The organism is Bradyrhizobium sp. GW821-FHT12B03 (genome assembly GCF_058807535.1).
On the sequence record NZ_JBXAQU010000011.1, the window covers coordinates 115,097 to 141,184 of the forward strand.

The 26,088-nt window shown below is 65.9% G+C and carries 27 protein-coding genes; 10 read left to right on the top strand and 17 right to left on the bottom strand.

The window, feature by feature from the left end; genetic code table 11:
* Positions 1 to 115: 115 nt before the first annotated feature.
* Positions 116 to 1,117: a Bug family tripartite tricarboxylate transporter substrate binding protein gene (locus tag AC1RUR_RS21590; protein ID WP_492847607.1), complete on the top strand. Its 1,002-nt coding sequence runs from the start codon at positions 116 to 118 to the stop codon at positions 1,115 to 1,117.
* A gap of 276 nt (positions 1,118 to 1,393) precedes the next feature.
* Here AC1RUR_RS21590 and AC1RUR_RS21595 read toward each other — a convergent pair whose 3' ends face one another.
* The 12 genes from AC1RUR_RS21595 to AC1RUR_RS21650 all read right to left on the bottom strand — a co-directional run bounded on the left by AC1RUR_RS21595 (position 1,394) and on the right by AC1RUR_RS21650 (position 12,066).
* Positions 1,394 to 3,514 carry a sodium-translocating pyrophosphatase gene (locus tag AC1RUR_RS21595; RefSeq protein ID WP_492847609.1) on the bottom strand — a complete coding sequence of 707 codons (2,121 nt, stop codon included), beginning with the start codon at positions 3,512 to 3,514 and terminating at the stop codon, positions 1,394 to 1,396.
* A 236-nt stretch (positions 3,515 to 3,750) separates the two neighbouring features.
* Positions 3,751 to 4,743 (bottom strand): thiamine-phosphate kinase, encoded by a 993-nt coding sequence (gene thiL / locus AC1RUR_RS21600; RefSeq protein ID WP_492847611.1) that lies wholly within the window; start codon positions 4,741 to 4,743, stop codon positions 3,751 to 3,753.
* A 175-nt stretch (positions 4,744 to 4,918) separates the two neighbouring features.
* Positions 4,919 to 5,413 carry a transcription antitermination factor NusB gene (gene nusB, locus AC1RUR_RS21605; protein WP_492847613.1) on the bottom strand — a complete coding sequence of 165 codons (495 nt, stop codon included), beginning with the start codon at positions 5,411 to 5,413 and terminating at the stop codon, positions 4,919 to 4,921.
* A gap of 3 nt (positions 5,414 to 5,416) precedes the next feature.
* Entirely contained in the window at positions 5,417 to 5,908 is a 492-nt protein-coding gene (gene ribH / locus AC1RUR_RS21610; protein WP_492847615.1) for a 6,7-dimethyl-8-ribityllumazine synthase, read from the bottom strand.
* 101 nt (positions 5,909 to 6,009) lie between these two features.
* Positions 6,010 to 6,621: a riboflavin synthase gene (locus AC1RUR_RS21615; protein ID WP_492847617.1), complete on the bottom strand. Its 612-nt coding sequence runs from the start codon at positions 6,619 to 6,621 to the stop codon at positions 6,010 to 6,012.
* A gap of 1 nt (position 6,622) precedes the next feature.
* Positions 6,623 to 7,771, bottom strand: coding sequence for a bifunctional diaminohydroxyphosphoribosylaminopyrimidine deaminase/5-amino-6-(5-phosphoribosylamino)uracil reductase RibD (ribD, locus tag AC1RUR_RS21620; protein ID WP_492847619.1), 1,149 nt, complete (start codon positions 7,769 to 7,771; stop codon positions 6,623 to 6,625).
* Positions 7,768 to 8,250, bottom strand: a complete 483-nt coding sequence (nrdR, locus tag AC1RUR_RS21625; protein WP_007603426.1) for a transcriptional regulator NrdR — start codon at positions 8,248 to 8,250, stop codon at positions 7,768 to 7,770. Before nrdR ends, ribD begins: the two co-directional genes overlap by 4 nt.
* 15 nt (positions 8,251 to 8,265) lie before the next feature.
* Positions 8,266 to 9,564 carry a serine hydroxymethyltransferase gene (gene glyA, locus AC1RUR_RS21630; protein WP_492847621.1) on the bottom strand — a complete coding sequence of 433 codons (1,299 nt, stop codon included), beginning with the start codon at positions 9,562 to 9,564 and terminating at the stop codon, positions 8,266 to 8,268.
* A gap of 282 nt (positions 9,565 to 9,846) precedes the next feature.
* On the bottom strand, positions 9,847 to 10,068 hold the full coding sequence (locus AC1RUR_RS21635) for a hypothetical protein (protein WP_091893260.1): 222 nt from the start codon (positions 10,066 to 10,068) through the stop codon (positions 9,847 to 9,849).
* A 37-nt stretch (positions 10,069 to 10,105) separates the two neighbouring features.
* On the bottom strand, positions 10,106 to 10,342 hold the full coding sequence (locus AC1RUR_RS21640) for a hypothetical protein (RefSeq protein WP_492847623.1): 237 nt from the start codon (positions 10,340 to 10,342) through the stop codon (positions 10,106 to 10,108).
* A gap of 199 nt (positions 10,343 to 10,541) precedes the next feature.
* On the bottom strand, positions 10,542 to 11,060 hold the full coding sequence (ldtR, locus tag AC1RUR_RS21645; protein ID WP_011087797.1) for a transcriptional regulator LdtR: 519 nt from the start codon (positions 11,058 to 11,060) through the stop codon (positions 10,542 to 10,544).
* Between the two features lie 502 nt (positions 11,061 to 11,562).
* Positions 11,563 to 12,066, bottom strand: a complete 504-nt coding sequence (locus tag AC1RUR_RS21650) for a DUF6163 family protein (protein ID WP_492847625.1) — start codon at positions 12,064 to 12,066, stop codon at positions 11,563 to 11,565.
* A gap of 122 nt (positions 12,067 to 12,188) precedes the next feature.
* Between AC1RUR_RS21650 and hemB the strand changes: the two genes are divergently transcribed.
* The 4 genes from hemB (at position 12,189) to AC1RUR_RS21670 (ending at position 15,457) form a co-directional block, all read left to right on the top strand.
* Positions 12,189 to 13,250, top strand: a complete 1,062-nt coding sequence (hemB, locus tag AC1RUR_RS21655; RefSeq protein ID WP_492847627.1) for a porphobilinogen synthase — start codon at positions 12,189 to 12,191, stop codon at positions 13,248 to 13,250.
* Positions 13,251 to 13,484: 234 nt separating this feature from the next.
* A complete protein-coding gene (locus AC1RUR_RS21660; RefSeq protein ID WP_492847629.1) occupies positions 13,485 to 14,039 on the top strand; it encodes an RDD family protein in 555 nt (184 codons plus the stop codon).
* 119 nt (positions 14,040 to 14,158) lie between these two features.
* A complete protein-coding gene (locus tag AC1RUR_RS21665; RefSeq protein WP_492847631.1) occupies positions 14,159 to 14,935 on the top strand; it encodes an arginyltransferase in 777 nt (258 codons plus the stop codon).
* Between the two features lie 6 nt (positions 14,936 to 14,941).
* Complete coding sequence (locus AC1RUR_RS21670) at positions 14,942 to 15,457, top strand: hypothetical protein (RefSeq protein ID WP_492847633.1); 516 nt, start codon at positions 14,942 to 14,944, stop codon at positions 15,455 to 15,457.
* Between the two features lie 21 nt (positions 15,458 to 15,478).
* Here AC1RUR_RS21670 and AC1RUR_RS21675 read toward each other — a convergent pair whose 3' ends face one another.
* On the bottom strand, positions 15,479 to 16,831 hold the full coding sequence (locus AC1RUR_RS21675) for an Nramp family divalent metal transporter (RefSeq protein ID WP_492847635.1): 1,353 nt from the start codon (positions 16,829 to 16,831) through the stop codon (positions 15,479 to 15,481).
* 157 nt (positions 16,832 to 16,988) lie between these two features.
* On the opposite strand from AC1RUR_RS21675, the gene AC1RUR_RS21680 reads away from it, so the two are divergent.
* Positions 16,989 to 18,233 carry an MFS transporter gene (locus tag AC1RUR_RS21680; protein ID WP_492847637.1) on the top strand — a complete coding sequence of 415 codons (1,245 nt, stop codon included), beginning with the start codon at positions 16,989 to 16,991 and terminating at the stop codon, positions 18,231 to 18,233.
* A 36-nt stretch (positions 18,234 to 18,269) separates the two neighbouring features.
* Here the strand turns inward: AC1RUR_RS21680 and AC1RUR_RS21685 are convergent, their stop codons facing one another.
* Positions 18,270 to 19,529 (bottom strand): adenylate/guanylate cyclase domain-containing protein, encoded by a 1,260-nt coding sequence (locus tag AC1RUR_RS21685; protein ID WP_492847639.1) that lies wholly within the window; start codon positions 19,527 to 19,529, stop codon positions 18,270 to 18,272.
* Positions 19,530 to 19,707: 178 nt separating this feature from the next.
* Between AC1RUR_RS21685 and AC1RUR_RS21690 the strand changes: the two genes are divergently transcribed.
* The gene (locus tag AC1RUR_RS21690) at positions 19,708 to 20,865 is read left to right on the top strand and encodes an MFS transporter (RefSeq protein WP_492847641.1); all 1,158 of its coding nucleotides are present in this window, start codon (positions 19,708 to 19,710) and stop codon (positions 20,863 to 20,865) included.
* Positions 20,866 to 20,896: 31 nt separating this feature from the next.
* Positions 20,897 to 21,088 carry a hypothetical protein gene (locus tag AC1RUR_RS21695; protein WP_492847643.1) on the top strand — a complete coding sequence of 64 codons (192 nt, stop codon included), beginning with the start codon at positions 20,897 to 20,899 and terminating at the stop codon, positions 21,086 to 21,088.
* Positions 21,089 to 21,095: 7 nt separating this feature from the next.
* Here AC1RUR_RS21695 and AC1RUR_RS21700 read toward each other — a convergent pair whose 3' ends face one another.
* Positions 21,096 to 21,926, bottom strand: coding sequence for an N-acyl homoserine lactonase family protein (locus AC1RUR_RS21700; protein ID WP_492847645.1), 831 nt, complete (start codon positions 21,924 to 21,926; stop codon positions 21,096 to 21,098).
* 88 nt (positions 21,927 to 22,014) lie between these two features.
* The gene (gene dmeF, locus AC1RUR_RS21705; protein ID WP_492847647.1) at positions 22,015 to 22,971 is read right to left on the bottom strand and encodes a CDF family Co(II)/Ni(II) efflux transporter DmeF; all 957 of its coding nucleotides are present in this window, start codon (positions 22,969 to 22,971) and stop codon (positions 22,015 to 22,017) included.
* A 205-nt stretch (positions 22,972 to 23,176) separates the two neighbouring features.
* Between dmeF and AC1RUR_RS21710 the strand changes: the two genes are divergently transcribed.
* Both AC1RUR_RS21710 and chrA read left to right on the top strand, forming a co-directional pair.
* Positions 23,177 to 23,995, top strand: a complete 819-nt coding sequence (locus AC1RUR_RS21710; RefSeq protein ID WP_492847649.1) for a chromate resistance protein ChrB domain-containing protein — start codon at positions 23,177 to 23,179, stop codon at positions 23,993 to 23,995.
* The gene (chrA, locus tag AC1RUR_RS21715; RefSeq protein ID WP_492847651.1) at positions 23,995 to 25,380 is read left to right on the top strand and encodes a chromate efflux transporter; all 1,386 of its coding nucleotides are present in this window, start codon (positions 23,995 to 23,997) and stop codon (positions 25,378 to 25,380) included. The genes AC1RUR_RS21710 and chrA overlap by 1 nt, the downstream gene beginning before the upstream one ends.
* Here chrA and AC1RUR_RS21720 read toward each other — a convergent pair.
* On the bottom strand, positions 25,377 to 26,066 hold the full coding sequence (locus AC1RUR_RS21720) for an L-2-amino-thiazoline-4-carboxylic acid hydrolase (protein WP_492847653.1): 690 nt from the start codon (positions 26,064 to 26,066) through the stop codon (positions 25,377 to 25,379). The genes chrA and AC1RUR_RS21720 overlap by 4 nt on opposite strands.
* Positions 26,067 to 26,088: the final 22 nt, after the last annotated feature.

Genomic DNA, 26,088 nt, shown 5'->3' on the forward strand with positions numbered 1-26,088 from the left:
CTCCAGCCTGCGGCGTCGTGCCGCCCTCCGCGCGGCCCTTACCGTCGCGTGCGACTTGCCGTCGCGCGCCGGGTTCCATACGCTCCTCGCAAAACAAGAAGCAGGGAGTGGATTCGTGCCCAAAACTTTGTTGTCCCGCCGTCGCTTGCTCACCGGTGCTGCCGGCCTGTCGGCCGCGGCGATCCTGCCGCGATCGAGCCTGGCGGACTGGAAGCCCACCGAGAACGTCCGCATCGTCGTGCCGGCCGCGGCCGGCGGCTCGACCGACGTCATGGGCCGGCTCCTGGCCGCCCATCTGCAAACCGCTTGGGGCCAGTCGGCCGTCGTGGAAAACCGCTCGGGCGGCGGCGGCACGATCGGCACCGCCGAGGTGGTTCGCGCCAAGCCTGACGGACACACCATCCTGATCGGCAATCCCGGCCCCAACGCGATCGCCTACAGCATCTTCAAGAACCTCACCTACAAGGCCGAGCAGCTCCAGCCCGTTACCAACATGATCCGGATCCCGAACATCGTCTCGGCGCATCCGAAGACCGGCATCAAGTCGGTCGCCGAGCTGATCGCGTATCTCAAGGCCAATCCGGACAAGCTCAGCTACGCCTCCTCCGGCGTCGGCCAGAGCCCTCACCTCACCGGCGCCTGGTTCCTCCAGCTCACCGGTCTGAAGATGACCCACATCCCGTTCCGCGGCGCAGGTCCCGCGCTCCAGGCCGCGCTCGCCGGCGACATCCAGATCCTGTTCGACAACCTCTATCCGAGCCTGCCGCAGGTCCAGAACGGCACGCTCACCGGCCTGTGCGTGACGACCACCGAACGCAGCGACCTCGCGCCGAACCTGCCGACCATGCGCGAGAGCGCGCCGGAGCTGGCCAATTTCGACGTGTCGTCCTGGTTCTCGGTGTTCCTGCCGAAGGGCGTCCCTGCCCCGGTCCTCGAAGCGCTCAATCTCCAGGTGAAGGCGATGCTGGAGCGCGACGACATCAAGAAGAACATCGCCGCCATGGGCGCCCGCGCCGACTACGGCACACCGCAGCAGTTCGCCGACTTCCTGGACGCCGAGACGAAGAAGTTCGCCGGCATCATCCAGAAGGAAGGATTGCAGATGGATGTGCAGTAGGCGGGCTCGCTTGCTGCGCAGGAGACTTGAACCAGTTGAAGGCGATGAGGACGGCCGCCGCCAGCGCGACCGCCAGCATTGTACGAGCACTGGATTGCCTGGAGCCTCTTTGCGCCTTGCCGCAAGTCGGACAGACGGTGTCGGCCGCCAACATGTCGCAGCCGCACCGCATACATTTGGTCGTCTCGAACGTCATGGCGACGGCCCCCCGTAAAGCGGACAACAAAAAACCCGCGGTTTGCACCGCGGGTTTGTCGTTTGTCGCGCATGACAGGTTCAGTGCGCCAGGATCGCCAGCAGCAGCAAAGCCACGATGTTGGTGATCTTGATCATCGGGTTCACCGCGGGCCCGGCCGTGTCCTTGTAGGGATCGCCGACAGTGTCGCCGGTCACTGCCGACTTGTGGGCATCACTGCCCTTGCCGCCGTAATGACCATCCTCGATGTACTTCTTGGCGTTGTCCCAGGCGCCGCCACCCGAGGTCATGGAGATCGCGACAAACAGGCCCGTCACGATCACGCCGAGCAGCATCGCACCGACCGCCGAGAACGCCGCAGACTTGCCGGCCACGCCGCCTCCGGCGATCGCGTAGATCAGGAAGTAGACGACGATCGGCGACAGCACCGGCAGCAGCGAGGGGATGATCATCTCCTTGATCGCCGCCTTGGTGAGCAGGTCGACCGCCTTGCCGTAGTCAGGCTTGTCGGTGCCCTGCATGATGCCCGGCTTCTCGCGGAACTGACGCCGCACCTCCTCGACGATCGCACTCGCCGCACGGCCCACGGCCGTCATGCCCATCGCGCCGAACAGATACGGCAGCAGACCACCGAACAGGAGGCCCACCACCACATAGGGATTGTTCAGCGAGAAGTCGGGATTGACGCCGGCGAAGTAAGGATGGTGCGCGGAGTCGGCGATGAAGAACTTGAGGTCCTGGTTGTAGGCCGCGAACAGCACGAGCGCGCCGAGACCGGCGGAGCCGATCGCGTAACCCTTGGTCACCGCCTTGGTGGTGTTGCCGACGGCGTCGAGCGCGTCGGTCGATTTGCGCACCTCTTTCGGCAGACCCGCCATCTCGGCGATGCCGCCGGCGTTGTCGGTGACCGGGCCGAAGGCATCGAGCGCGACGACCATGCCGGCCAGCGCCAGCATAGTGGCGGTCGCGATCGCGATGCCGAACAGGCCGGCAAGGCTGTAGGTGACCAGGATGCCGGCGATGATGACGATCGCGGGTAGCGCGGTCGCCTCCATCGAGATCGCCAGGCCCTGGATCACGTTGGTGCCGTGGCCGGTCACCGACGCCGCCGCAATCGACTTCACCGGACGATAGTCCGTGCCGGTGTAGTATTCGGTGATCCAGATGATCAGCGCGGTGACGACGAGGCCGACGATGCCGCATTCGAACAGCGACATACCGGTGTACTCGACGCCATCGAGCTTGCCGAAGCCGATCAGGGCGTAGATCACCCCGGCGATGCCGATCAGCGACAGGACGCCGGTTGCGATCAGGCCCTTGTAGAGCGCACCCATGATCGACTGGCTCGGCCCGAGCTTGACGAAGAAGGTGCCGATGATCGAGGTGATGATGCAGATGCCGCCGATCGCGAGCGGCAGCGTCATCATGCTCATGAGGATCGGCGTCTTCGCAAAGAAGATCGCCGCCAGAACCATGGTGGCGACCGCGGTCACCGCATAGGTCTCGAACAGGTCGGCCGCCATGCCGGCGCAGTCGCCCACGTTGTCGCCGACGTTGTCGGCGATGGTCGCGGGGTTGCGCGGATCATCCTCGGGGATGCCGGCCTCGACCTTGCCGACGAGGTCGCCGCCGACGTCCGCACCCTTGGTGAAGATGCCGCCGCCGAGACGGGCGAAGATCGAGATCAGCGAGGCGCCGAAGCCGAGCGCCACCATGGCGTCGACGACGACACGGCTGTCAGGCGCGAGCTTCAGCGAATAGACCAGGAAGCCGAAGTAGAGGGTGACGCCGAGCAGCGCGAGACCCGCCACCAGCATGCCGGTGATCGCACCCGCCTTGAAGGCGAGCTCGAGGCCGCCGGCGAGCGACGTCGTCGCCGCCTGGGCGGTGCGCACATTGGCGCGGACCGAGACGTTCATGCCGATGAAGCCGGCTGCTCCCGACAGGATGGCGCCGATGGCAAAACCGATCGCGACATAAAACCCGAGGAAATAGACAAGCAGCACGAAGATGACGATACCGACGATACCGATCGTGGTGTACTGGCGCCGGAGATACGCCTGTGCGCCCTCGCGCACCGCTCCTGCGATCTCCTGCATGCGCGGCGACCCCGCATCCGCGCTCAACACCGAAGACGTCGCCCAAATCGCGTAGACGACGGAAAGCACTCCGCAGAGCACTATCAACCATAATGCTGTCATGTGATTTTCTGCCTCAGATCCTTGATGTACCCCCGGCGCCTTTTGTTGTCCGTCGTGCGGTGCGGCGCCTTGATTTCGAACAAGGCCGCCTCAAGGCGGCCTCAATCGGTCGCGAGCTTGCCAAAATCAAATTGATGGTGCAACGCCGGAAGGGCCGAAAAAGCCGATCTCGGCAAGTATTTAGACCAAGTCCTCAGCCCGGACTGCCGAGCGTGGTCGCCGGTTTGGAGCAATTCCTAGAAATGGCTGTAGGACAGCCGCTTCAAAGCCAGTTCCTGGCCCTGCCCGTCCAGGAAGCGCGGCCGCGTGGCGCCCGCGACGATCGTGCCGATCACCGCGACCGCAACGCCGACGGTCCGCCCCGCGGCAATCACCGCATCGCTTTGCGCCGGCGGCACCGTGCACAGCACCTCGTAATCGTCGCCTCCGGCAAGCAGCGTCTCGACACAAACGGCGTTGCGCGCGATCAGGCCCGCCGCGGCGGATGACAGTGGGATGTTCGCCACATGGATCGTGGCCGAGACGCCCGACGCGGCACAGAGTTTTGTCAGGTCGCCGGCGAGCCCGTCGGAGACGTCCATCGCGGCTGTTGCGTGGTCCCGCACCGCCTGCGCCAGCACATTGCGCGGCTGCGGGATGCGGTAGCGCGAGACCAGAGCCTCCCGTGCGACGGGATCGGATGAGAGCGCTCCGGCCACCGCACCGCCGGTGAGCACGTCGAGGCCGAGCGCGGCATCACCGATGGTCCCCGTCACCAGGATGCGGTCGCCCGGCCTGGCGCCGGTGCGGCCGACCATCCGCCCCTTCGGCACGCGGCCGAACGCGGTGATCGAGATCATTTGCGGTCCCGGCGTCGACACCGTGTCGCCGCCAAGCAGCGGGCAGGCGAAGGTTTTCGCGTCCTCGCCCAGGGCGTCCGCAAAGGGCCTGAGCCAGGCATCCTCCCTGCTGCGCAGCGCCAGCGTCAACACGAAGCCCGCCGGCACGGCTCCCTTGGCCGCGAGATCCGACAGGTTCACCCGCAGCGCCTTGCGCGCGATGGTATCGGGAGGATCGCTGGCAAGATAATGCACGCCCTCGACCACGGCATCGGTGGTGACGACGATGTCGTCGCCGGACGAGGACAGGATCGCGGCATCATCGACCAAGCCGAGCGCGCCGGGATCGGTCGCCAGCGGCTTGAAATAGCGCGCGATGAGGGAGTCTTCGGCGGAGGGATTGTTTGCCATCAGCGTCAGCCGCCCCCACCGCTGTCATCGCCCGGCTTGACCGGGCGATCCGGTATTCCAGAGACGGTCGTGTCAAATCGATAGGCCGCGGCGTACTGGATCACCCGCCTTCGCGGGTGATGACAGCGGAGTATGGGGCAGCCGTCTCGCATCACTTTACCGCCCTCGCGGACATCTACCCCCGTCCGAACTCGTCACCGCGAAACTGGCGGCCGATCTGGTCGAGCACCGCGTTCACCATACCGGTCTCCTCGCGATCGACGAAGGCATTGGCAACGTCGACATATTCGGAGACCACGACGCGGCCCGGCACGTCCTTGCGATGCTGGAGCTCATAGGCCCCTGCCCGCAGCACCGCGCGCAGGATCGCCTCGATCCGCTTCAACGGCCAGCCCGTCGACAGCGCCTCGTCGATCAGGGGATCGAGCTTCTTCTGGTCGCGCACGACGCCGGAGACGACGTCGCGGAAGAAGGCGGCCTCAGCCGGCAGGTAGGTATCGCCCTCGACCTCGTTGCCGAGCCAGTGGCTCTCGAACTCCGCGAAGATGTCGTTGATACCGGCGCCGGCGATGTCCATCTGGTACAGCGCCTGGACGGCTGCGAGCCGCGCCGCACCGCGCCGGTTCGCCTTCTTCTCCGGGGCCCCTGCCGGCTTCTTGTGGTCAGCCATGGCTCAGGCCCGCGCCAGACGGCGCTTGATGCGCAGCATCGCGAGCGCCGCGCGCGCGGCATCACCGCCCTTGTCGAGCTCGCTGGCGCGCGCCCGCGCCCAGGCCTGCGCCTCGGTATTGACGGTGAGGATGCCGTTGCCGAGCGGCAGCTTTCGCGCCACGGCAAGGTCCATCAGCGCGCGCGAGGATTCCTGAGAGACGATCTCGAAATGGATGGTGTCGCCGCGGATCACGCAGCCGAGTGCGATCACGGCGTCATAGGGCTTGCCGTTCGCCGCAGCCGCGTCGATCGCGATAGCAACCGCCGCCGGAATCTCCAGCGCACCGGGAACCGTGATGACGTCGTGGGTCAGGCCGGCCGCCTTCAGCTCGGTCACCGCGCCGTCCAGAAGCGCATCCTGGAGATCGTCATAGAACCGCGCCTCGACAATCAGCGCGCGCGCGCCGGAAATGTCGGTCTGGTCCTTCAGGGGTGCGCGCCGCGCGTCTGCCATCGTCTCAATCCGTTTAGTTAAGTCGCCTCTTGGGTCGGCGCGTTATGTAGTCGCCGCAGGCGGGTAAGCCAAGTTTTAAAGCATAATTCCGGCTGCGCCGGTCACTTCATTTCCGCCAGTCGCGCCGCATAGCGCGCCATCAGATCGACCTCGATATTGACCTCGGTGCCCGCCTTCCAGGCGCCGATCGTCGTGACATCAAGCGTGTGCGGGATGATCAGCACCGAAAAGGTCACGTCCGTAACGGTATTGACCGTCAACGAGACGCCGTCGAGCGTAATCGAGCCCTTGGTGGCGATGAACCGCGCCAGCTCGCGCGTCGTGGAGAGCACGAACCGCGCCATGTCGGGCAGGTCCTCGCGGCTGACGATGGTCGCAATTCCGTCGGCATGGCCGGCGACGATATGGCCGCCGAGCTCGTCGCCAATCTTGAGCGCGCGCTCCAGATTGAGCCTGGTGCCCACCTTCCAGTGCTTCGCCGTCGTCAGCGCCAGCGTCTCGGCGGCCGCATCGACGTCGAACCAGGTTTTGCTCCCCGCGACACCTGAAGCGACGACCGTCAGGCAGACGCCGTTGCAGGCAATCGAAGCGCCGTCGGCGATGATGGTGGTCTGGTCGTAACGGCAGGCGATGCGCAGCCGGTGCAACTGGCCCTGCGCCGTTGGCGTGAAGCTGACGATCTCGCCGAGATCGGTGACAATGCCGGTGAACATGTTAGGCGCGCTCGAAGATGGTGAGAGTATCCCTGTCGAATGTTTCGCTAGCATGAACCTTGTAGGCCGGCGACTGCGTGATTTTCGACAGGGGCAATGCATCGAGCGCATCGACGCCGTCAGCGCCGACCGCTTCCGCGCCGCGGAACAGCCAGATCTCGTCGACGAGATCGGCCGCGACGAACGAAGCCGCAACACGGCTGCCGCCTTCGACCATCAGCCGCGTGATGCCTTTCTCGGCCAGCGCATGCAGCACGGACGGAAGATCGAGTCCGGCCCCGCTTCCCGGCGGTATGCGGATGATCTGCGCACCGGCTGCGCCAAGCCGCGTGGCGGCCGCAGCCTCGGCGAGTTCGGAGCCGACCGCCCACAGCGGCGTCTCGCGCGCGGAGCGCACCAGCTGGCTCGATGCGGAAATCCGCAGGCTCTGGTCGAGCACGACGCGCACAGGCGAGCGGCCCGCCATGCCCGGCAGACGGCAGGTGAGAAGCGGATCGTCCGCCAGCACCGTGCCGATGCCGACCAGGATGGCGTCGCTCTGCGCGCGGAGGAGATGCACGCGATCGCGCGCGGCTTCGCCGGTAATCGCAACCGGCTTGCCGCCGGCCGCACCGATCTTGCCGTCGGGCGAGACTGCGAGCTTCAGGATCACATGCGGGCGCTTGTCGCGGATACGGCGGAAATGCCCGGCGTGGTCGAAGGCGGCTTCTGCCGCGCACAGCCCCACGTCCACAGTGATGCCGGCGGCGCGCAAGCGCGCGTGGCCCTGGCCTGCGACTTCAGGATTGGGATCCTCGATCGCAGCCACCACACGTTTGATGCCGGCAGCGATCACCGCGTCGGCGCAAGGCGGCGACTTGCCGAAATGCGAGCACGGCTCCAGCGTGACGTAGAGCGTGGCGCCGCGCGCCGCCTCGCTGGCCCGCCGCAGCGCTTCGGGCTCGCCATGCGGGCGCCCGCCGGGCTGGGTCCAGCCGCGGCCAACGATGACACCGTCTTTCACGATGACCGCGCCGACCGCAGGGTTCGGCCAGGTCCGCCCCTGCCCGCGCTTGCCCAACGCCAGCGCCAGCTGCATGAAGCGGCGATCGGTGTCCTTGGATTCGCGGATCTTCTGCGCGAACTGATCCTCCAGGATGCGGAAGATCATTTGCGGATCGCGGCGAGCCGCGCTTCCTCCTCACCGGAGAGCTCGCCGAGCACGTCGGCGAAATCCTTGGCCTCGCGAAAATTGCGGTAGACCGAGGCGAAGCGCACATAGGCGACGTCGTCGAGCGTGCGCAGATGCTCCATCACGGTCTCGCCGATCACCTCCGAGGAGATCTCGGCCTCGCCGCCGGTCTCGAGCTCGCGCACGATGGTGGAGACCATCTTCTCCACCCTTTCCGGCTCGACCTGCCGCTTGCGCAACGAGATCGACACCGAGCGCATCAGCTTGTCGCGGTCGAACGGCACGCGGCGGCCGTTGCGCTTGATCACCGTGAGCTCGCGCAGCTGCACGCGCTCGAAGGTCGTGAAGCGGAAATTGCAGGCGACGCACACGCGCCGCCTGCGGATCACGGAGGAGTCCTCGGTCGGACGCGAGTCCTTTACCTGCGTATCGAGACTGTTGCAGTTCGGGCAGCGCATCCGCTTGGCCTAGCCTTACTGATAGATCGGGAACCGATCGGTGAGCGCCTTGACCCGTTCCTTGATCGCGGCTTCCACCAGCGGCGCCTTGCCGTCCTCGGACTGCGCGATCGCGTTCAGGACCTCGGCGATCATGCCACCGACCTGCTGGAATTCGGCGACGCCGAAGCCGCGCGTCGTCGCAGCGGGCGTGCCCAGCCGAATCCCGGAGGTGACGAAGGGTGACTCGGGGTCGAACGGAATGCCGTTCTTGTTGCAGGTGATGGCGGCGCGTACCAGCGCCTTCTCCGAGGCGTTGCCCTTCAGCCCCTTCGGACGCAGGTCGACCAGCATCAGATGGTTGTCGGTGCCGCCGGAGACGATATCGAGTCCGTGGCCGCGCAGCGTCTCGGCGAGCGCCTTGGCGTTCTCGACGACGTTCTTGGCGTAGACCTTGAAGTCCGGCCGCAGCGCCTCGCCGAAGGCAACCGCCTTCGCCGCGATCACGTGCATCAGCGGACCGCCCTGAAGGCCCGGGAAGATCGCCGAATTGAGCTTCTTGGTCAGCGTCTCGTCGTTCCACAGCATCAGGCCGCCACGGGGACCACGCAGCGACTTATGCGTCGTGGTGGTGGTGACGTGCGCATAGGGCACCGGGGAGGCATGCACGCCACCGGCGACGAGGCCGGCGAAGTGCGCCATGTCGACCAGCAGATACGCCCCGACCGAGTCCGCGATCTCGCGAAAGCGCTTGAAGTCCCAGGCGCGCGAATAGGCCGAGCCGCCGGCGATGATCAGCTTCGGCTTGATCTGTTCGGCCTGCTTCTGCACCGCATCCATATCGATGATCTGGTCCTCGCGGCGCACGGTGTAGTGCGCGGCCTTGAACCACTTGCCGCTCATGTTGACGGGCGAGCCGTGCGTGAGATGGCCGCCGGCCGCAAGATCGAGACCCATGAAGGTGTCGCCGGGCTGGAGCAGCGCCAGGAACACCGCCTGGTTCATCTGGCTGCCGGAGTTCGGCTGCACGTTGGCAAAGCCAGCGCCGAACAATTTCTTGGCGCGGTCGATCGCGAGGTTCTCGGCGACGTCGACCCACTCACAACCGCCATAGTAGCGCGCGCCCGGATAGCCTTCCGCGTATTTGTTGGTCATCACCGAACCCTGCGCTTCCAGCACGGCACGGCTGACGATGTTCTCGGAGGCGATCAGCTCGACCTCATGGCGCTGCCGGCCGAGCTCGCCCTTGATGGCGGCGGCGATGTCCGGGTCGGCCTGGTCGAGCGGGGCGGTGAAAAACGAATCGGGCGCGGAGGCGGTTTTGGCTGAGGTCATCTTGCGAATATCTCCACCGCCGCAGCCTTTTGGCGGGCTACGGGCGGGTCTGGTGTGGCGATCGGAAGCGGCGTGCGCGATCTACCACATCGCCCGCAACAGGCCAAGTAGTTGCGGGTCGGGCCTGATAATTATGCAAGATATGGTGGGGATTGAAGGATCTGGACGCTGGTGCGGCTCTCTGAAGCCGCCCCGTTCCGTTGATCCGTTGCGATGGTCCCAAAGGGGCCGCTTTGGACCCTAAAGTCCCGGCCGGCCAGCCGATGACGGCCGCCCCTGCCCTTAAAGCCCGGTATACCCCGCCTTCACCGGGTCCACGCTGCCGTCGAGCTGACGCAAATAGGTCAGACCGCAGACCGTCAACCTGTGGGTGTCCTTCTCGCCGGCTTCCATCAACGTGTTAAGGTAGTTCGTGACCTTGGCCCTCGCCTCCTCGCTGGCCGCCGCAGTGCGGTTGGCAAGCAGGTCGTAGGTCTGCATGATGCGGTCGATGGCAGCTTCCATGGCATCCTCTGGTTCTCTGGAATATCGGGGGTCTTGATCAGGCAACCGCGCGGGCCTCGGACTGCGTCTCGAACCGGGCGATTGCCTTGTTGGCGAGCCTGATCTTGTTGAATTCGCCGTGCTGGAGCAGCTTGATGATGATCTCGAGCAGGTGCTCGTCGGTGACGAGCGTGTCGGGCATGGCACCGGAGCGGCGGAGGTAATTCGCGGCGATGGCATAGGCATCACTCACGAGTTCGACGTTCATAGCCTGCAACCCGCGCCCGACCTGCATCGCATCCTCCGATCCAGGGAGCTAACGACGATGCCGGGACCTGGTTCCGCCCGAACGGTGATTTTTTCGCAGTTGCAACAAAACGACAAAACGCACCGGTCCGGGGGCAACTCCGGGCCGATGCGCTTGGGGAAGTCAGGCACGTTTTGGAGGCTCGCCGGTCTTGTTGTGGGCCGGCTTGGCCTTGATCCCTTGGAACTCAGAGCCGATAGAGGATCTGGTCGGTCCAGAACCGCTCGAGGCGGTGCAGCGACTTGTTCAGGGTGGAGAATTCCTCACCCGAGATGCCGCCGACCTGCTCGACCGTCTTGACGTGCTTCTGGTAGAGCGAGTCGACGATGCGGCGGACTTCCTGGCCCTGCGGCGTCAGGCGGATGCGCACCGAGCGGCGATCAACGCGCGAGCGCTGATGATCGAGGAAGCCGAGCTCGACGAGCTTCTTCAGATTGTAGGAGACGTTGGAGCCGAGATAGTAACCGCGCGTGCGCAGCTCGCCCGCGGTCAGCTCCTTGTCGCCGATGTTGTAGAGCAGGAGCGCCTGCACCGAGTTGATGTCGGCGCGACCGCGGCGATCGAACTCGTCCTTGATCACATCGAGGAGCCGGCGATGCAGCCGCTCCACCAGAGTCAAAGCTTCCAGGTAGAGCGACTGCACCGAACCCTGCTGGCCGGAGACGCGCTCAGCGGTATCTGCCGCAGTTGCGACGGCTTTCATCATGACACTTCCCCTGTTGTCGTTTTTATCGACACTTATTCGACGAAACTTGTGTCCCGCCTGATAGGTGCAACTTAAGGGGCTCGTTTGAAGATCGGCTTAAATAAGAGAATAAAGAGATCATGAATTTAAGACAGTGAATTGCGGATTAAGCCTGTGCCACAAGGGCTTTTCGCAACCGTCTGTTGACCCTCGCAAGGTCCTGTTCACCCTCCGTCCGCCCCGGTTGTCGCATTCCAGAACAGCCCCGCCCCGTTTCGAAACGTGCGCGTAACAGCTGTGGCGGAATGCACGGAGTCAACGAAAAGTTACCTCGAATTTTACGCAACCAGCGGTCAACCAAGCGCGCACAACGCCGCCCCCGTGTCCCGGACAAGCGAAGCGCAGAGCCGGGACCCAGAAGCCACAAACGAGATTCTTGGAGAGACAGGCCCCGGCTCTGCAACGCATCACGCCGCAAGAGCGGCGCGCTGCATTGCGTCCGGGGCATGAAAATGCGCGAGCGCTATGGCGGCCGTTCGCGCGCGGCCATCCAGGCGAGCGCCAGATAAGCGGCGAGCATGAAGACCTCGACGCCGACCACGACCAGGCTGCCGCCGTAGATTCCCGGGAACATCAGCTCGATCACCGCCATCGACACCACGGTCGTGAGCCAGACCACCGCGCCCCACGGCGTCGCCAGCCACAGGCCAACCGCGGCGACGAGCTCGATCACGGCGAAGTAGATGGTCGAGGCCTGCCAGGCCATCGACTGGTTCTCGAACGCCTCGTCCTCGCCGCCGACGAAGCCGGTCACCTGCGCCCAGTGATAGAGACCCTTGAGGATCGAGAGCAGCGCCATCACCCGCAGGAACAAGACGAGCCGGCGCGTCCAGACATTGTCGTCGGACTCCGCACGCTCCGACGAGATCGCCGCCACCGACATTGCATTGTCTCTGGCGTTGTCTCGGGCGGCGTCCCTGGCATTGGCGCTGTCACGGGCCGCGTCGCGGGTGGAGATCTCGGACATGCCCCCTTCTGGCTGGTTCGCCCCGCAAAATCAATCGGCTGCTATCCCTTGCGGAAGGTCAAGCCGCGGTGACGGGAACCATGCGAGCTGGTATAAGAATAATTCCAGCCGGAGGAAGAGTGATGGCGATCAAATACGGACGTCCGATCGAATTGCGCGAGGTCTCGCGCCGGGATGGCGCTGCAGCCTCCCCTGCCCTCGATCTGACCATCCGCCCGCGCCGCAACCGCAAGGCCGAATGGGCCCGGCGCATCGTGCGCGAGAACGTCCTCACCACCGACGATCTGATCTGGCCGCTGTTCCTGATCGACGGCAACAACAAGCGCGAGCAGATCGCCTCGATGCCGGGCGTCGACCGCCTCAGCGTCGACCAGGCGGTCCGCGAGGCCGAACGCGCGATGAAGCTGACCATCCCCTGCATCGCATTGTTTCCCTACACCGACCCCTCACTCCGCGACGAAGAAGGCTCGGAAGCGACCAATCCGAACAACCTCGTCTGCCAGGCGGTGCGCGCGATCAAGAAGGAATTTCCTGATATCGGGATCCTCTGCGACGTCGCGCTCGATCCCTTCACCAGCCACGGCCATGACGGCCTGATCGCCGACGGCGCGATTTTGAACGACGAGACGGTTGCCGTGCTGGTACGCCAAGCGCTGGTGCAGGCCGAAGCCGGCTGCGACATCATCGCGCCCTCCGACATGATGGACGGCCGCGTCGCCGCGATCCGCGAGGGACTGGATCACGCGGGGCTCATCGACGTGCAGATCATGGCCTACGCTGCCAAATATGCCTCCGCCTTCTACGGCCCGTTCCGCGACGCCATCGGCTCGGCCAAGACGCTTGTCGGCGACAAGCGCACCTACCAGATGGACAGTGCCAACACCGACGAGGCGCTGCGCGAGGTCGAGCTCGACATTTCCGAGGGCGCCGACATGGTGATGGTGAAGCCCGGCATGCCCTATCTCGACGTGGTCCGCCGCGTGAAGGACACCTTTGCGATGCCGACCTTCGCCTACCAGGTGTCCGGTGAGTACGCGATGATCGCAGCGGCCGCGGGCAACGGCTGGCTCGACGGCGAGCGCGCCATGATGGAAAGCCTGCTCGCCTTCAAGCGTGCCGGCGCCGACGGCGTGCTCAGCTATTTTGCACCGAAGGTGGCGGAGAAGCTGCGCGCCCAAGGATAAGGTGCCGTAAGGTGGGCAAAGCGTAGCGTGCCCACCATTCCGGCTTGCAATCGCGGAACGATGGTGGGCACGGCGCTGACGCGCCTTTGCCCATCCTACGGCAGCTGCGCCATCGGCCTATCACCGCCCCCGAATCGCCGGAATATTTCGGCTTGTTAACGAGCGCGCACCCTTGGCAGGGGAATAGTCTGTTCCCATGTCCTGCCACGGGAGTTTTCCCTGGGAGGACGGACCATGTCGTATGACTCGGGTAGTTCCGGCGCCTGGCGCAGCGACGGCGGCGTGCGGCCGCACGCGTTCGATCCCTATTTGAACCCGGAACTGTTCCGCGGCGTCGCGACGCGGCGGGTGTTCGCCTTCCTGATCGACATGGTCGTGATCTCGGTGCCGGTCATCCTCGGCTATCTCTTCATCGCCTTGTTTGGCGTGGTCACGCTCGGCATCGGCTGGGCGCTGTTCTGGCTGGCGTGGCCGGCCTCGGTGATCTGGGCCATCGTCTATTACGGCGCCTGTATCGGCGGCCCGTCATCGGCGACGATCGGCATGCGGGTGATGGATCTGGAGTTGCGCACCTGGTACGGCGCGCCGGGCTATTTCGTGCTCGGCGCCACCCATGCCGTGCTGTTCTGGGTGACGGTCTCGTTCCTGTCGCCCTTCGTGGTCCTGGTCGGCCTGTTCAACGGCCGCCGGCGCCTCTTGCATGACTTCGTGCTGGGAACGGTCGTGATCAACAACTCGGTCCGCGCACCCGTGCCCCAAGGAGCCACCCAAGACGCCAGAAGCTGGTGATCAAGAACCTATCAACCAGGACCGACTAAGCTGACTGATCTGACCTGCCGAGCAGACCGATTGACCGGGGGCTTCCGTAGCGCGATGCTGATACTCACTTCGGAGGCCCACGACGTCCCTTGACCCAGCACTCGCGCGACACCCCCCAGTTTTACCTGACGGCGCCCTCGCCCTGCCCCTATTTGCCGGGCCGGCATGAGCGCAAGGTGTTTACGCACCTCGTGGGTGACCGCGCCGGCGACCTCAACGACCTCCTGACCCATGGCGGCTTCCGCCGCAGCCAGTCGATCGCCTATCGGCCGGCCTGCGACCAGTGCCGCGCCTGCGTCTCGGTCCGGGTCGTCGCCAACGAGTTCCGCCCCTCCCGAAACTTCCGCAAGGTGATGGCCCGCAACGCCGACATCATCGGCGAGCAGCGCAGCGCGGTGCCGACCTCCGAGCAATATTCAGTGTTCCGCGCCTATCTCGACGCCCGCCACCGCCATGGCGGCATGGCCGACATGACCGTGCTCGACTACGCCATGATGGTCGAGGACAGCCATGTCGAGACCCGCATCATCGAGTACCGCAAGCGCGGCCCCGACAGCGGCATCACCGGCCGCGGCGAGGAGCTGGTCGCGGTGGCGCTCACCGACGTGCTCAGCGACGGCCTGTCGATGGTCTACTCCTTCTTCGAGCCGGGCCAGGTCAGCCGCTCGATGGGCACCTTCATGATCCTCGACCACATCGCCCGCGCCCGCCGCCAAGGGCTGCCTTACGTCTATCTCGGCTACTGGATCGAGGGCTCCAAGAAGATGGACTACAAGGCCCGCTTCCTGCCGCAGCAGCGCCTCGCGCCCTCGGGCTGGCTGCGCATCGACGCGCAGGGCGACGCGGCGTCCGAGCCGCAAGACTAATACACCGTGGTTCGATGTCGCGCGGCAAACAGTGGCACGCGCTCGCCTTCGGCTGCGTCTTTTCTCCTCGCACTCGCGCTGATCATCCCGTCGAGCATCGACGCTCATGCCTGCGACGCCGGCCGCAAAGAGTATTTTGGCCGGTGCATCGCGGTAACGCCCCCGCCCCCGAAGCTCCGCACATTCCTCAGGGAGTACGGCCAGCCGGTCGGCAAGGTCGGCGACATCGCCGATCTCGTTGCGCCGGACGTTCCCTTGTTCGACAAGCCCGAGCCCGGCCGCAAGATCATCCATACCTGGCGACAGCCGAACTTCGACGTCGAATCCGAGGCCCGGATCGACGGCGTGCTTCCCGATTTCTATGCCGTGACGGTGACTGTGTACGAAGGCCCGACATCATGCGGGATCGAGGAGTACAAGCAGAAGGGCCCGAAGGCGACCTTGCGGGGCTTTGTTCCGAAAACCAGCCCGCAAGGGCTGCCGTCACTCTGGAAGTTCAAGCACATGAGCGGGCTCTGCTAGCAGCCACGCTCGCAAGCGGCCTTAGCCGAACAGCGTATCGGCCAGCAGCTTCAGATTCAAAATCACGATCACGCCTGCGACGATCCAGGCGACCGCGGCAACGGAGGTCGGGATCGCGAACTGGCCCATCTTGCGGCGGTCGGAGACGAAGCGGACCAGCGGGATGACGGCGAAGGGAAGCTGCATCGACAGCACGACCTGGCTGAACACCAGCAAATCCGCCGTGCCGCGCTCGCCATAGATCGCGGTGACGATGATCACCGGAACGATGGCGATGCCGCGCGTGAGCAGGCGGCGCGCCCAGTGCGGCAGGCGCAGGTCGAGAAAGCCCTCCATCACGATCTGGCCGGCGAGCGTCGCGGTGACGGTCGAGTTGAGGCCCGAGGCGAGCAGCGCGACAGCGAATAGCGTCGAGGCGATGCCGAGGCCGAGCAGCGGCGACAGGAGCTCGAAAGCCTGGCCGATCTCGGCGACGTCGGAATGGCCGCTCTTGTGGAACGTCGCAGCTGCCACGACGAGGATCGCTGCGTTGATGAACAGTGCCAGCATCAGGGCGATGGTGGAGTCCGTCGTCGCCCATTTGATCGCCTCGCGCCGGCCCTTCTCGTTGCGCTCGTAGGCGCGCGTCTGCACGATCGAGGAATGCAGGTAGAGATTATGCGGCATCACGGTCGCACCGATGATGCCGATCGCGATGTAGAGCATCTCCGGATTGGTGAAGATCTCGGTCTTCGGCAGGAAACCGTGCAGCACCTCCGCGACCGGCGGCGCCGCGGCCACGATCTGGACCGCGAAGCAGACCGCGATCACCGCGAGCAGCGCGATGACGAAGGCTTCCAGGAAACGGAAGCCGCGGTTCATCAGCAGCAGGAGCAGGAAGGCATCGAGCGCCGCCAGCAGCGCGCCGCCGATCAGGGGAATGCCGAACAGGAGCTTGAGCGCGATGGCGGTGCCGATGACCTCGGCGAGGTCGCAGGCGATGATTGCCGCCTCGCAGGCCAGCCAGAGCAGGAAATTCACCGCCGGCGAATAGGTCGCGCGGCAGGCCTGCGCGAGGTCGCGGTCGGTGACGATGCCGAGCCGTGCCGCCAGCGACTGGAGCAGGATCGCCATCAGGTTCGAAAGCAGGATGACCGAGAGCAGCGTGTAGCCGAACTTCGATCCTCCGGCGAGGTCGGTCGCCCAGTTGCCGGGGTCCATGTAGCCGACCGAGACAAGATAGCCTGGACCGACGAAAGCGAGCAGCCGCCGCCACCAGCGGCCTGCCGTTGGAACGGCGACTGTGGAATTAACCTCGGCGAGGCTCTTGGTGGTCGGCGCATCAGCGCGCCAGCCGGCGGCGTCGGGGATCAGATTGGGGGAGCGAGCATCCATGAGGCCAGAATACCGAAGTCGGAGCTTATTGCAACTCATTTGCAACTGCATCTAGCCGCATCGGTTCCCGTCGCCGCCGCCCTGTCGGGAAGCGGGTGGGTTTGGCCGGTCGCGGAGGCCGATACTGGCGCCAACCCGACTTTGCAGGAAATGAGCCATGTCAAATTCGCCGTGCCTCCCCGACACCTTCAGCCGCCTCGCCTGGTCCAACCTCGCCGCGCAATCGGCCGAGCAGATTGCACTGGCCGCTGCCCCCATCGTCGCCGTGCTGACGCTCGGCGTCGCCGAAGGCCAGACCGGGATGTTGCAGACGGCGCTGACGCTTCCCTTCGTCCTCTTCGCCATTCCCGCCGGCCTGCTCGCCGACCGCATCTCCCGCCGCGCGCTGATGGCGGGCGCCGAGGCGCTGCGGGCAGCGGCCCTCGCGGCTATCGTGCTGCTGCTCGCGCTCGGCGCTCTCAATCTGCCGCTGCTGGCATTGCTCGGCTTCGCTGCCGTGTGCGGCACCGTCGTCTACAGCGTGGCCGCACCGGCCCTGGTGCCCTCGCTGGTGAGTTCGGATCTGTTGCCGGCCGCCAACGCCCGGATCGAGCTTGCGCGCACCATCGCCTTTGCCAGCGGGCCTGCGCTCGGCGGCGCGCTGGTGGGATGGTGGGGTGCGAGCCTGGCTTTCGGCTTTGCCGCGGCGCTCTCGGCCGTTGCCGTGGTGCTGCTTTCCGGCATCTACGAACCCGCCCGCGTGCCCGCGCCGCGGCGCCATCCGTTCCAGGACATTCGCGAAGGCGCAGGCTTCGTGTTTCACCATCCGCTGCTGCGACCGGTTTTCATCACCCAGTTCATCTTCAACACCGGCTGGTTCCTGCAGATCGCGGTGTTCGTGCCCTATGCGGTGCGCCATCTCGGCCTGACCGCCGCCGGAATCGGCACGGTGCTGACGATGTACGGCGTCGGCATGGTGATCGGCGCGCTGGTCGCCACACGCGTGATGCAGCGGATCGCCTTCGGCGCCGTCGTCGGCCTCGGTCCGGTCACCGGCTTCGTCGCCTCGCTGGTGATGGCGCTGACGGTGCTGGTTCCCTCGCTCTGGCTTGCAGGCCTCAGCTTCTTCCTGCTCGGCGTCGGCCCGATCCTGTGGGTGATCTCGACCACGACCCTGCGCCAGTCGGTGACGCCGCCGCGCCTGCTCGGGCGCGTCTCCGCCATCAACATCATGAGCTACGGCGCCCGCCCGCTCGGCTCGGCGCTGGGCGCGATCGTCGGCGGGTTCTGGAGTGCGGAGGCCTGCCTCTATCTGGCAGCGGCGGTATTCGGCGCGCAGGCGCTCGTGATCCTGCTGTCGCCGGCGGTGGCGCTGCATCGGCAGCCGGCGATGGTGGAGGACGGCGCGGCAGTGCGGTGCTAGCCGGTCCTCCGCGGTCGTCCTGGCGAGGCGGTCAGCCTAGTTCGCCAGATACCGTTCGTAACTGCCCGTCACCGGCTCGCTGGCGTCGACCTCCGGATCGAGCGTGTAGAGATCCTGCGCGTGGCCGATGCCGCGCAGCGCGTAACGGCCGGTGGAGACGAGGTAGCGACGGCCGGCGGCATCGAGCCCTTTGTAGAACTCCGCTGACGCCAGCAGCTCGCGGTCGACCGAGCGGCTCATCGAGGCGATGCGGCTGACCTCGTTCACCGTCGGGCCCACCACCGTGAAATCGAGCCGGTCCTCGCTGCCGATATTGCCGTAAAAGACCTCGCCGACGTGCAGGCCGATATAGGCCGAGGTGGTGGGACGGCCGTCGGCCGCCCGCCGCTTGTTCAGCGCCGCGACGTTCTGGCGGAACAGGTGTTCGGCGCGTAGCGCCGCACGCCGCGCATGCGCCATGTCCTCGCCGGTGAACATCGCCAGCACGCCGTCGCCGATCAGCTTCAGCACGTCGCCGCCGGCATCGTGGATCGCGTCGATCACGGCCTGCGCATAGTCGTTGAGGAACGGGATGATCTCGTCCGGCCCGATGCTCTCGCTGATCCCGGTCGAACCGCGCAAATCCGAATACCACAGCACGGCATTGATGCGCTCGGTGACGCCGCGTGAGATACGGCCGCCCAGCACCTGTTCGGAGGCGCCGCGGCCGAGATAGACGCGCCCCAGCGTGCGCGCGATGTCGACCTGCTGCGCCGACTTGATCGCGAGCCCCAGCACCGGCACGAGATCGCGCAATGCCACAAGCTCCGGCTCGGAGAAGCCGCTGTCGCGGCGCGTGGTCCAGCAGGAGTACAGGCAATCCATCAGGCCGAGTGCGCCGTTCTCGCCGAAGCGATGCACGAAGGCGAGATAGTGCTTGTGGCCCTTTTCGGCGAGCTCGCCGAGCTGGGAAAAATCCATCGACGGCGCATCCGCAAGATCGATCACCATCTCGTCGTGGCCATGCTCGAGCATGTGGAAAAACACCGAGCGGCGCCAGCTCTGGGCCGCGTCTCCCTCGGCGGTCGAGCCGTATTCGAACGCATCGCTCTCGTTGCTCGCCCGGTCGCTCCAGCGGAAGCCGCGGCCCTCATAGATCGGATGCAGCGTGTCGATGACGACCAGCCCCCGCGAGAGTTCCAGGCCTTCGGCGCGGCAGCGCTCGCAGAAGCCGCGAAGCAGCTCGTTTTCGGGCAGGCCCGTGAGCCCCTGGCCGGTCAGCCAGTTCATCAGCGTGAGGCGCGAGGTCAATTGCATGCGCCATTATGGCGTGCATTCGTGACGAGCGAAAGGCCGCGAGCCTCGCGCGGGCGGTGCGCAAGGCTCCCGCCCCTTGCAGATCGAATATGCCGCGATCGCGGTTGACGCACTCCCGGCGCGGGCGGCAAATGCCGGCGATGATGACTTTGTCGGCCAGAATCGGAGGCACGCGCGGATGAGCCAGCGCCAGCTCCCGATCATCCTGGCGCTCGGTACCACGCAGACCCTGGCCTGGGCTTCCAGTTACTACCTGCCCGCCCTGCTCGCCGATCCCATGGCGCACGACCTCGGCATCTCCTCCAACTGGATCTTTGGCGCGTTCTCGGCCTCGCTGGTGATCTCGGCGATGTTCGGCCCGCGGATCGGACGGCAGATCGATCTCGTCGGCGGACGGCAGGTGCTGTCGGCCTCCAACCTGATCATCGCCGCCGGCCTCGTGCTCCTTGGGTTGTCGCAATCCGTTCTGGTGATGGCGATCGCCTGGCTCGTGCTCGGCATCGGCATGGCGATGGGGCTCTATGACGCCGCCTTCGCCGCGCTCGGCCGAATCTATGGCACTGAGGCGCGCAGCTCGATCACGGGCATCACGCTGATGGCGGGCTTTGCCTCCACCGTCGGCTGGCCGCTCACCGCCTGGGGGCTCGCCCATCTCGGCTGGCGCGAGACCTGCTTTGCATGGGCCGCCGCCAACATCCTGATCGGCCTGCCCCTCAACTTCTTCATGCTGCCGGCGATCAAGGGCGCCAGGCAGGCGGCGGCCACGGCCGAGAAGCCGCATCTGCCGCTCGACCGCACGATGATCCTGCTCGCCTTCGTCTTCGCCGCGGTCTGGACCGTCACCGGCGCGATGGCCGTGCATTTCCCGCGCATCCTGGAGGCGACCGGTGCGACGCATGTCGAGGCGATCGCGGCCGGCGCGCTGATCGGTCCGGCGCAAGTGGTGGCGCGCATCCTCGAAGCGAGCGTCCTCAGCCGCTTTCATCCGCTGTGGTCGACCCGGCTCGCCTGCGTGACCCATCCGATTGGAGCTGCCGTCATCGCCATCTTCGGCGGCGCCGCGGCGAGCGCCTTTGCGTTGCTCCACGGTTCGGGCAACGGCATCCTGACGATCGCCCGCGGCACGCTGCCGCTGTCGATCTTCGGGCCGAAGGATTTTGGCTACCGGCTCGGCATCATCGGCGCGCCGGCGCGGATGGCACAGGCGGTGGCGCCGCTGGCGTTCGGCCTGCTGATCGACGTCATGGGCGCCAAGGTGCTGATGGTCTCCTCCGCGCTCAGCCTCTCGGCGCTGGCGGCGCTGTTCCTGATCCGCGCCGAGCGCCGGCCTGATTGACCGCCCAGCCGCTTTCGCGCACAAGCGGGCCATGACCGAAGACAACAGCCCGCCCCGCACCTTCAAGGGCCTCCTGCGCTGGGCGACCACGCCGCCACAGGCCTGGGGCGTCTATCTGCTCGCCATCATCCTGGTGTGGCTGCTGTCCTTCTATGCCGGCACGCTGAAGCCGAAGAAGACGCCGGAGGGTGCACCGCCAGCCGCGAGCGCGCCGAAAGGCTAGGCCGGCTTCAGTCGTAGAACTCCGGCGCCATCTTCTGGCTGTCGCGCTGGACCTTGTCGTGGTTGATCCAGAGCTGCGCCTTCTCCTTGGCGAGCGTGTCGGCGATCTTCTGCATCGAGGCCGCGCTCTGGTCCTTGTTGACGTTCATGCCGGGCACGCGGCGGTTATCCCAATTATCCCTGAAGTGAACGACGTCGCCGGACAGGATCACCGCGCCGGTCTTCGGCAGTTTCACCAGCAGCGACTGGTGTCCCGGCGTATGGCCTGGAGTCGACAGGATGGTCACGCTGCCGTCGCCGAACACGTCCTTGTCGCCCGCGAGCTGCTCGACGGGATGCGAGGGCTTGAAGCGCGGTTCGTTGTTGGCACCGGGCCAGTCATATTCGGCCTTCTGCACGAACAGGACGGCCTGCGGGAACAGCTCGACATTGCCGGAGTGGTCGGGATGGGTATGGGAGACGGCCATCGCCTTGACGTCGTTGGGCTTGACGCCGAGCTGCTCGAGCTGGGCCGCAAGCGTCTTCGGCCGACGCCAGGTCACGGCCTTGGGATCGGCCGGCGCGAGACCGTTCGGCATGGCGGCGACGGAATCGGCGATGCCGGTGTCCCACAGGAACCAGCCCTTGGTGTGCTTGATGAGGTAGCAGCTGTCGACGAAGTCCATCGTCTTGCCCTCGTTCAGGCCGGGCGTCCAGCGCGAGATGTCGCCGGCGGTGCCCTCCCCGCAATTGAGGACATAGAGCTTTTCGACGCCGGTCTTTTCCGATTGAGCCATCGCCGCATGAGCGGACAAAGCGAGCGCGGCGGCCGCGAGAGCGAGCTTGAGTCTGGACATCATCCTTGGTCCCTCCTTGGCAGCGATTGGGGCAGCTGCAACCGAGGATCAACCCCGGCGACGCCGCAGAATTCCGCCTTCGCGGATCACGTCAGTGCGGGCAGGTCTCGACCTCCACCGTGACGTGGCTGAGGCCCTTCAACCCGGTGAGCCGCTTCTTGTAGACCGCCGGCTGCTTCGGCTTCTCCGACACCACGGACACCAGCACGGCGCAATGGCCGGGACCGACCTGCCAGAGATGCAGGTCGGTGACGCGGTCGTCGCCAACCTCCATGCGTGCCCGGATCACCCGCTCGAGCTTCTCGTCGGCGCGCACGTCGAGCAGAACCGCACCGGAGCTCTTGATCAGGCCGAATGCCCAGCTCGCGATCACCGCGCTCCCGATCAGGCCGACCGCCGGATCGGCCCACACCCAGCCCGAATACATCGCCACCAGCAGCGCGCCGATCGCCAGCACCGAGGTCGCGGCATCCGCCATGACGTGGACATAGGCCGCGCGAAGATTGTTGTCGTGATGATGGTGGTGATGATCATGATCGTCGCGATCATGATGCGCATGGCCGTGATCATGGCCGTGGTGGTGATGATCGTGGCTGCCGCGCAAGAGCCAGGCGCTGGCGAGGTTGACGCACAGCCCGAGGGCCGCCACCGCGATCGCCTCGCCGTAGACGATCGGCACCGGCGTGATCAGCCGCAGCACACTCTCATAGGCGATCTCGACCGCGATCAATCCCAGGATGATGGCGCTGGAGAAGGCGGCGAGATCGCCGAACTTGCCGGTGCCGAAGGTGAAATGCGCATTGCCGAGGTGACGGCGCGCGAAGCGGTAGGCAAACGCCGCGATGCCGAGCGCCGCCGCATGCGTGCCCATGTGCCAGCCGTCAGCGAGCAGCGCCATCGAGCCGAACAGCGAGCCGGCGACGATCTCGCCGACCATCATGACCAGCGTCAGGACCACGACCAGCCAGGTGCGCCGCTCGTTCTCGTCGTGCTTGTCGCCGAGAAAGGCGTGGTCGTGGGTCCATTGTTCGATGGAATGGGAGTGCATCGGCTCAACTCTCCGGAAAACGGATTCCGCGTGGCCCCAATATAGGCCCCGGCGGCCTATCTTTCTAACGCTCATTGGCGCCGAAACCGGCGATTGACAGGCCGCCGCGGTTTCGCTGTAATGCCGTTCATGGGGATTTGAGCGATCTCCCCACGAGGCGACATGCCCAAGTATCGCGTCCCGTTTGTTTTCACGAGGGCGCATCATGTCTTCCTACACGACGATGTCATCTGACAAACTGGCACGGCTGATCGGCACGGCGAACGCCCCTGCCCTGATCGATGTGCGGACAGAAGAAGATTTTGCCGCCGACCGGCGGCTGATCCCAGGCTCGATCAAGCTCAGCCACGACAACGTTTCCGACTGGGGGGCAACCTTCGCCGGCCGCCCCGCCATCGTCTCCTGCCTGCGCGGCGCCAAGCTCGCGCAGGGCACCGCGGCCTGGCTCCGCCAGCTTGGCGTGCAGGCCGAGACGCTCGACGGCGGCTTCGAGGGCTGGAAGGCGGCGAATCTTCCGCTGCTCGACACCCGCAAGCTGCCGCCGCGCGACGCCAAGGGACGCACCGTCTGGGTGACGCGGGCGCGGCCGAAGGTCGACCGCATCGCCTGCCCCTGGCTGATCCGCCGCTTTGTCGATCCGGGCGCAGTGTTCCTCTATGTGGCGCCCTCCGAAGTGGTCGCCGTCGGCGAACGCTTCAACGCGGCGCCGTTCGACATCGAGAACGTGTTCTGGAGCCACCGCGGCGAGCTCTGCACCTTCGACGTCATGATCGAGGAGTTCGGGATCGCCACGCCGGCCCTGCTCCGGCTGGCAACGCTGGTGCGCGGCGCCGACACCGCGCGGCCTGACCTGTCGCCGGAAGCGCCCGGTCTGCTCGCGGCCTCGCTCGGGCTGTCGCGGATGTATGACGACGACCTCGAACAGCTCGAGGCCGGCATGACGCTCTACGACGCCTTCTACCGCTGGTGTCGCGACGCCACGGCCGAGACCCACAACTGGCCGACCAACAAGGCGAAGGCGTAATGGATACCCGTAACGTTCAAGCAGGAGCTGATGCCGGTCACGGCATCAGCTTCAACGAAGCCTTCCGCGTCTGGCTGCGCGTCGCTTGCCTAAGCTTTGGCGGGCCCGCGGGCCAGATCGCGGTGATGCACCGCATCCTGGTCGAGGAGAAGAGATGGATCTCCGAAGGCCGGTTCCTGCATGCGCTGAACTATTGCATGCTGCTGCCGGGACCGGAGGCACAGCAGCTTGCGACCTATATCGGCTGGCTGATGCACCGCACCGCCGGCGGGCTGATGGCGGGCGGGCTGTTCGTCCTGCCCGGCATCATCGCCATCATGGCCTTGAGCTACGTTTACGCCGCCTTCGGCAATGTCAGCTTCATCGAGGCGCTGTTCTTCGGCCTGAAGGCCGCCGTGCTCGCCATCGTCGTCGAGGCAGTGGTGCGCGTCGGCAAGCGTGCGCTGAAGAACCGCATCATGATCGCGCTCGCCGCGATTGCTTTCGTTGCCATCTTCTTCTTTGCGGTCCCCTTCCCGGTCATCATCATCGCCGCCGGCGTGATCGGCTATATCGGCGCCAGACAGGGCCGTCCGGAATTCGCCCCGGCCGGTCACGGCCCTGGCGGCAGCGGCGCCGTGATCGACAGCATGCTCGGCGACGCCGTGCCCGATCACGTCAGGCCCGACACGGGACGCGCGATCCGGGTCGGCGCCCTCTGGCTTGCGCTCTGGCTGGTGCCTGTCATCGCGCTGCTCCTGGCGTTCGGTCAGGCCAACGTGTTCAGCCAGATCGCCCTGTTCTTCTCGAAGATGGCGCTGGTCACCTTCGGCGGCGCCTATGCGGTGCTGGCTTACGTCGCCCAGCAGGCGGTCGAGCATTATCACTGGCTCAAGCCGCACGAGATGCTCGACGGCCTCGGCATGGCCGAGACAACGCCGGGCCCGCTCATCATGGTGCTCCAGTTCGTGGGCTTCATGGCGGCCTATCGCGATCCGAGCGGCCTGTCGCCGATGCTGGCGGCGACGCTCGGCGGATTGCTCGCAACCTGGGTCACCTTCACGCCCTGCTTCCTCTGGATCTTCGTCGGCGCCCCCTATATCGAGCGCCTGCGCGGCAATAAGGGCCTTGCCGGTGCGCTGAGCGCGATCACCGCCGCCGTCGTCGGCGTGATCCTCAACCTCTCGATCTGGTTCGCGCTGCACACGCTGTTCCGCGAGACCGTACCGGTGCACGCGTTCCCGCTGAACTTCGACAGGCCGGTGCTGAGCAGCGTCGATGTGCCGGCGCTCGTGCTGGCGATCGCGGCCGCAACTGCGATCTTCCGGTTCAAGCTGGGGATGCTGACGGTGCTCGCGGGCAGTTGCGCGGCCGGTGTTGGGCTGCAGCTGGCAGGGGTGATCTAGTCCGGCAGTAACCGCGAGAACCGGAAATTGCAGTGGCTGGCGCCGCCGGCCAGCGTTTGCGTCCGCTCCAGGTGGACGCCGCGTGTGGCATAGGCGTCGAAATCAAGCCCGCAGATGTTCGGCAGGATGTCCTTGTCGCCATGGCGGTCGGCGAATTTGCAGAAGCCGCATGCCTTGTAGTTGATGCCGAACTCAAAAGTCTCACCTGGACCTGGCTCGACGAAATCGTAGACGAAGTCTTCCGGAAACGCGTCCCGATGGCTGCTTGTCACGCTTTGCGCGGCTTGCGCGCGCAGCAAGGCCTGGTTCTCGGGCGACATGAACTGACGCCCCGAGGCGAGCCGTTCCGCTTCCGATAAGGTGAGCAATTGCGCCTTGTAGGTTTCCCGCTCGATCTCGCCGACCACGGGCAGCGGCACGCCGTGCCGCCCGAGCACGCGGCTGATCGCCATGAAACCCATCAGACGCATGAAGAAATCGCTCATGCGACTTTCCGCGCCGCCGACATAGGGCATTTGGCTGAGCACGATCTCGAATTCGGCCATCACCTCCTGCCTGATCCCGTCGATATCGGACAGATGCGCGCGCTCGCGCAGCATCGCTTCGGCGAGATCGAGGCGCTGGCGCATGGCGGCCTCCATGGCACCGCGATGCGCCTCGTAAAAGGGGTGAATGATCTCAGCCATTGGACACCTGACACGATTGGCC